The organism is Burkholderia sp. E168m23, assembly GCF_016586125.1.
GTDB classification, from domain to species: Bacteria; Pseudomonadota; Gammaproteobacteria; order Burkholderiales; family Burkholderiaceae; genus Burkholderia; species Burkholderia orbicola.
The window spans coordinates 1-6,143 of record NZ_BCPP01000391.1; the positions used below are offsets into that span (position 1 = coordinate 1).

General features: G+C 66.5%; 7 protein-coding genes. 2 read left to right on the plus strand and 5 right to left on the minus strand.

The annotated features are described in order from the left end of the window. From JMF90_RS19945 to JMF90_RS19960, 4 genes are all read right to left on the minus strand, one after another. The coding region (locus tag JMF90_RS19945) for an electron transfer flavoprotein subunit beta/FixA family protein (protein WP_201325345.1) at positions 1-733 on the minus strand (733 nt) is incomplete at its 3' end. A 229-nt stretch (positions 734-962) separates the two neighbouring features. Next, positions 963-1,757, minus strand: a complete 795-nt coding sequence (locus JMF90_RS19950; protein ID WP_011544895.1) for a MetQ/NlpA family ABC transporter substrate-binding protein — start codon at positions 1,755-1,757, stop codon at positions 963-965. 29 nt (positions 1,758-1,786) lie between these two features. Continuing rightward, positions 1,787-2,440, minus strand: coding sequence for a methionine ABC transporter permease (locus tag JMF90_RS19955; RefSeq protein ID WP_006476559.1), 654 nt, complete (start codon positions 2,438-2,440; stop codon positions 1,787-1,789). Continuing rightward, positions 2,430-3,464, minus strand: a complete 1,035-nt coding sequence (locus JMF90_RS19960) for a methionine ABC transporter ATP-binding protein (RefSeq protein WP_006476560.1) — start codon at positions 3,462-3,464, stop codon at positions 2,430-2,432. The genes JMF90_RS19955 and JMF90_RS19960 overlap by 11 nt, the downstream gene beginning before the upstream one ends. Positions 3,465-3,681: 217 nt before the next feature. Between JMF90_RS19960 and JMF90_RS19965 the strand changes: the two genes are divergently transcribed. After that, a complete protein-coding gene (locus JMF90_RS19965; RefSeq protein WP_011544893.1) occupies positions 3,682-4,590 on the plus strand; it encodes an alpha/beta hydrolase in 909 nt (302 codons plus the stop codon). A 30-nt stretch (positions 4,591-4,620) separates the two neighbouring features. On the opposite strand, the gene JMF90_RS19970 is transcribed toward JMF90_RS19965, so the two are convergent. Further along, a complete protein-coding gene (locus tag JMF90_RS19970) occupies positions 4,621-5,544 on the minus strand; it encodes a histone deacetylase family protein (protein WP_011544892.1) in 924 nt (307 codons plus the stop codon). Positions 5,545-5,587: 43 nt separating this feature from the next. Between JMF90_RS19970 and JMF90_RS19975 the strand changes: the two genes are divergently transcribed. After that, positions 5,588-6,143 (plus strand): lytic murein transglycosylase (locus tag JMF90_RS19975; RefSeq protein WP_201325346.1); only part of this gene is annotated, 556 nt, incomplete at its 3' end.

Here is a 6,143-nt window from a genome sequence, read left to right on the forward strand (position 1 = left end):
CGGTCTTCAGCTTCTCGACCAGCGTCTTCACGTCCGGCACCTTCACGCCGGCTGCGCGCTTCGGCGGCTCGACCACCTTCAGCGTCTTCAGACGCGGTGCGACGTCCACACCGAGGTCTTCCGGCTTCACGGTTTCCAGCGGCTTCTTCTTCGCCTTCATGATGTTCGGCAGCGTCACGTAGCGCGGCTCGTTCAGGCGCAGGTCGGTCGTCACGACCGCCGGCAGCGTCAGCGACAGCGTTTCCGCGCCGCCGTCGACTTCGCGTGCCACCGTTGCCTTGCCGTCGGCCACCGTCACCTTCGACGCGAACGTCGCTTGCGGCAGGCCTGCCAGCGCGGCCAGCATCTGGCCCGTCTGGTTCGAATCGTCGTCGATCGCCTGCTTGCCGAGGATCACCAGCTGCGGCTGTTCCTTGTCGACCAGCGCTTTCAGGATCTTCGCGACGGCCAGCGGCTCGACGCTGTCGTTCGACTCGACGAGGATCGCACGATCCGCGCCGATCGCAAGCGCCGTGCGCAGCGTTTCCTGCGCTTGCGTGACGCCCACCGACACCGCGATCACTTCGGTCGCGACGCCTGCTTCCTTGAGGCGCACCGCTTCTTCAACGGCGATTTCGTCGAACGGGTTCATCGACATCTTCACGTTCGCGATGTCGACGCCCGTGTTGTCCGACTTCACGCGGACCTTCACGTTGTAATCGACCACTCTTTTCACTGGCACCAGGATTTTCATGCACACGCTCCAAAGTTACGAATACGACCAGAGGCCATTTTATAGCGAGGCCTCATGACTGCGCGGCCAGGCGGACCCAACCATGATGGTTGTCGAGGATACCGCTTCTTGGCGACGCGCCAATGATAGCGAACGGTCGTTCTATTTTAAAAGAGAAAAAACCCGGACGCAAAGCCCGGGTTTTCGATCATCGACTCTAATCCCGCCGGGCGTCCCGTGCTCCGCCCCGTTACCAGGCGGCGATGACCGCGCCGCCGAACTTGCCTTCGATGAACTGCTTCACGTCGGCCGAGTGATATGCCGCAATCAGCTTGGCGACCCACGGCTTGTTCCGGTCCGCCTCACGGATCGCGAGGATGTTCGCGTACGGGCCGCTCGGGCCCTCGATCGCGATCGCGTCCTGCTTCGGTTTCAACCCCGCTTCCATCGCGTAATTGGTATTGATCGCGGCCGCGTCGACGTCGCCGAGCGAGCGCGGAATCTGCGCGGCATCGAGTTCGACGATCTTCAGCTTGCGCGGATTGTCGACGATATCGAGCGGCGTCGCTTTCAGCCCCGCATCCGCGCGCAGCTTCAGCAGCCCCTGCTTCTGCAGCAACAGCAGCGCGCGGCCGCCGTTGGTCGGATCGTTCGGGACCGCGACGCGCGCGCCCGGCTTCAGTTCGGCCAGCGACTTCACGCGCTTCGAGTAGATGCCCATCGGGAACGTGACGGTATCGGCAACCTTGATCAGCTTGTAGCCGCGATCCTTCACCTGCGCCTGCAGATACGGATCGTGCTGGTAGCTGTTCGCGTCGAGGTCGCCCGACGCGAGCGCGGCGTTCGGCTGCACGTAATCGGAGAATTCGACGATGCGGATCTCCAGGCCGTCCTTCGCCGCGACCTTCTTCACCACTTCCATGATCTGCGCGTGCGGGCCGCCCGTCACGCCGACCTTGATGGTTTCGGCCTGGGCATGCGCGCCCGCGAACAGCGCGGCCGCGCCCAGCGCCGCCGCGAATTTCAGCATGAAGCGTCGTTGCATCGTTTCTCCCCTGTCGGATCGGTTTGGTCTTATTTGTGGCTCAACCGGCGCACCAGCCAGTCGCCGAACGATTGCACGATCTGCACGAACACGATCAGGATCGCGACGACCGTCCACATCACTTCCGGCAGATAGCGCTGGTAACCGTAACGGATACCGAGATCGCCGAGGCCGCCGCCGCCGATCGCGCCCGCCATCGCCGAATAGCCGACCAGCGACACGAACGTGATCGTCAGGCCCGCGACGATGCCCGGCAGCGATTCGGGCAACAACACCTTGAAGACGATCTGCGACGTGGTCGCGCCCATCGATTGCGCGGCCTCGATCAATCCGCGGTCGACCTCGCGCAGCGCCGTTTCGACGAGACGCGCGATGAACGGCGCGGACGCGAGCGTCAGCGGCACGACCGCCGCGGCCGTGCCGATCGACGAACCGGTGACGAGCCGCGTGAACGGGATCACCGCGACCAGCAGGATGATGAACGGCGTCGAACGGACCGCATTCACGATGCCGCCGAGCACGCGATTCACCGCGAGGTTCTGCAGCACGCCCTGGCGATCGGTCAGGTAGAGCAGCACGCCGAGCGGCAGGCCGACGAGCGCGCCGACCGCCCCGGAGATGCCGACCATGATCAGCGTCTCCCAGAACGACTGCACGAACATATCGAACATCTCACTCAACATACGAAAGCTCCTCTACCACCACACCTTGCTCGCGCAGGAACGCGAGCGCCTGCCCGACCTTGCCCGGCTCGCCGCCCGCGAGCACCGCGAGCGAACCGAATGCCTGCCCCTGGATCTCGTCGATCTGGCCATGCAGGATGTTGAAATCGAGTTCATACCGGCGGATCGTCTCCGACAGGATCGGCTGGTCGACCCCCGAGCCCGTGAACGCGAGCCGCAGCAGATGCCCGCGGCCCGTCTTCAACCGCTCGGCCACGCGCGCCTTCAGCGCGGGCGGCAGTTCCTGCGCGATCACGTCGCCGATCAGCGCACGCGTCACTTCGTGATGCGGCTGCAGGAACACGTCGATCACGCGGCCTTCCTCGACCACGCGCCCGGCATCGAGCACCGCGACGCGGTCGCAGACCTGCTTGATCACTTCCATCTGGTGCGTGATCAACACGATCGTCAGGCCGAGCTCGCGATTGATGCGTTTCAGCAGGTCGAGAATCGAACGCGTGGTTTCGGGATCGAGCGCGGACGTCGCTTCGTCCGACAGCAGCACCTTCGGCTGGCTCGCCAGCGCGCGGGCGATGCCGACGCGCTGCTTCTGCCCGCCGCTGATCTGCGACGGATAGCGATCCTTCTGCGCGGACAGCCCGACCAGATCGAGCAGCGGCAGCACGGCGGCCTCGATGTCGGCACGGCTCGCGCCGGCCAGTTCCAGCGGCAGCGCGACGTTGTCGAACACCGTGCGCGACGACAGCAGGTTGAAGTGCTGGAAGATCATGCCGATCTCGCGGCGCGCTTCGCGCAGCGCGCCGGCCGACAGCAGCGTCAGATCGCGCCCGCCGACGACGACATTGCCTTCGGTCGGCCGCGTGAGCAGGTTGATGGTGCGCACGAGCGTGCTCTTGCCGGCGCCGCTTCGGCCGATGATGCCGAACACCTCGCCTTGCGGGATCGTCAGGTTGACGTTGTGCAGCGCTTCAACCCAGCCGCCCGGGCCGGGGAAACGCTGCGAGAGATTGCGTAATTCGATCATGTAAACAAAACGGCGGCCGGCCGGCGAGATGGCCCGCCAGTCGGCCGCCGATGCATCTGGAATAGCCGGCGATTTTACCGCAAACCCCTCATTCCCCTTAATAATCGATTTCGATCTTTTCATAACCAGACGAAATTAGAGGGGCGCTGCCGGGCCCGCGCGGGAGGGGCGCGACTATGATCGCGAAACGCAGACCAACGAACAGGAGACCCGCCAGATGAGCGCCACCACCACACCGGCCGCCGTGCCCGCCACCGCCGGATCGGCGCCCGCGCCGCGGATGGGTCGGTTGCGTACCGCGGACGGGCTCGAACTGGCGTCGTACCGCTGGCCGGCAAGCGACGGCACCGTGCCGCCGCGCGCGACGATCGCGCTGGTGCACGGCCTCGCCGAGCACGCGGGCCGCTATGCCACGCTCGCCGGCCGGCTGAACGCGGCCGGCATCGACGTGCTGGCGGTCGACCTGCGCGGGCATGGCCAGTCGCCCGGCAAGCGCGTGTGGGTCGAGCGTTTCGGCGACTACCTGAACGATGCGGAGGCGCTGGTCGCCGAAGCCGCGCGCGGCGCGGCGCCGCTCTTCCTGATGGGGCACAGCATGGGCGGCGCGGTCGCCGCGCTCTACGCGATCGAACGCGCGCCGGCTCGCGGCCACGCGCTGGCGGGCCTCGTGCTGTCGAGCCCGGCGCTGGCACCCGGGCGCGACGTGCCGCGCTGGATGCTTGCGCTCAGCCGCATCATCAGCCGTGTGTGGCCCACTTTCCCCGCGATCAGGATCGATGCGGCCCTGCTGTCGCGCGATCCAGCCATCGTCGCGGCCAATCGCGCCGATCCGCTCGTGCATCACGGCGCGGTGCCCGCACGCACCGGCGCGGAGATTCTCGACGCGATGACGCGCATCGAAAACGGCCGCGGCGCGCTGCGCGTGCCGGTGCTCGTCTATCACGGCACCGAGGACAAGCTCACCGAACCCGACGGCAGCCGCGCGTTCGGCGCGCGTGTCGGTTCGCCCGACCGTACGCTGACGCTGTACGAAGGCGGCTTCCATGAAACGATGAACGATCTCGAACGCGACCGCGTGATCGACGCGCTGATCGCGTGGATTCACGCGCGCGTGCCGGCGCGCTGAGCGCGCCCGGCCCGGCCGGTCGAGCGGGAATCAGATCCCGGCCAGCACGCGCAGGTGCGCGACGACGCTGCGCCCGAGCGCGGACAGGTTGTAGCCGCCCTCGAGGCAGCTGACGATGCGGCCCTGCGCATGCCGGCGCGCGACGTCGACGATCTGGGCGGTCAGCCATTCGAAGTCGGCCTCGACGAGGCCGAGATTGCCGATGTCGTCCTCGCGATGCGCATCGAACCCGGCCGACACGAACAGCATCTGCGGCTTGAACGCATCGAGGCGCGGCAGCCAGAACATGTCGACGGCTTCGCGGATCGCCATCCCGTTGCTGCGCGCGGGCATCGGCAGGTTGACCATGTTCGGCGCCTGATGATCGACGCCCGAGAACGGATACAGCGGATGCTGGAAGAAGCTGCACATCAGCACGCGCTCGTCGTTCGCGAACGCCGCCTCGGTGCCGTTGCCGTGGTGCACGTCGAAATCGATGATCGCGACACGCTCGATGCCGTGTACGTCGAGTGCATGCCGCGCGGCGATCGCGACGTTGTTGAAGAAGCAGAAGCCCATCGCGCGCGCGGGTTCCGCATGGTGACCGGGTGGACGGACGCCGCAGAACGCATTCGCATAGCGGCCTTCGATCACCGCGTCGGTCGCCGCGATCGCGGCGCCGGCCGCGCGCAGCGCCGCGCGCCACGTGTCGCGATTCATCAGCGTATCGGGATCGATCTCGACGTGACCGTCGACCGGCGTCATGCTCCGGATGTAGTCGATGTGCGCCTGCGTATGCACGCGACCCAGCGCGACCTCGCTCGCGAATGGCGCGGTTTCGTGCACGATCAGGTCGTCGATGCGGCTCGCAATCAGTTGATCCTGGATCGCCGACAAGCGGGCCGGGCATTCCGGATGCCATTCCCCCATCTCGTGCAGCATGCAGTCGGGGTGCGTGTAGAAAGCGGTTGCCATAAGCTGTCGTCCGCGGCGCACGGTGCGCCGCAGGTCTCCGTCAATGATGTCCATCGTCTGCCGCGAATTCGCCGCTAACTTACCACAACGGGGGCCGGCTTCGGCCCGAGGCGCCGGATGCGTCGGGTATACTGCGCCGAACACAATCGCCCTGTCCGCCCGCTTCGACATGAATTCCAGCAAGCCCGCCGCCCTTCTTTCCGCGCTGTTCCGTGTTCGCGCTCCGCTCGTCGTCGCTGCCATCGCCGCGGCCCTCGGCACCGCGCCTGCCGTCGCACAAACGCAGCCGGCGAAGCCTGCAGGCACGCTCGTCGCCCAGGCCCAGCCGCAGCAGCCGACGCCGCAAGGCCAGACCTTCGAAGAGGAAATCGTTCCACAGCGTTACGCGAGCAACGCGAAGGTCGATGCATTCATCGACGAGATGGTGAGCCGCAACGGCTTCGATTCGGCGAGCCTGCATGCGCTGTTCTCGCGCATCAGCTACTCGGCGACGGCCGTCAAGCTCGTGAGGCCGGCCCCGACGCCCTCGGTCAAGAACTGGCGCGTCTATCGCTCGCGCTTCATCGAACCGATCCGCATCAACGCGGGCGTGAAGTTCT

Bases quoted from the DNA above. Each gene is read 5' to 3' on its own strand.
- JMF90_RS19950 (WP_011544895.1), bottom strand. From the start codon at position 1,757: ATGCAACGACGCTTCATGCTGAAATTCGCGGCGGCGCTGGGCGCGGCC.
- JMF90_RS19960 (WP_006476560.1), bottom strand. From the start codon at position 3,464: ATGATCGAATTACGCAATCTCTCGCAGCGTTTCCCCGGCCCGGGCGGC.
- JMF90_RS19965 (WP_011544893.1), top strand. From the start codon at position 3,682: ATGAGCGCCACCACCACACCGGCCGCCGTGCCCGCCACCGCCGGATCG.
- JMF90_RS19970 (WP_011544892.1), bottom strand. From the start codon at position 5,544: ATGGCAACCGCTTTCTACACGCACCCCGACTGCATGCTGCACGAGATG.
- JMF90_RS19955 (WP_006476559.1), bottom strand. From the start codon at position 2,440: ATGTTGAGTGAGATGTTCGATATGTTCGTGCAGTCGTTCTGGGAGACG.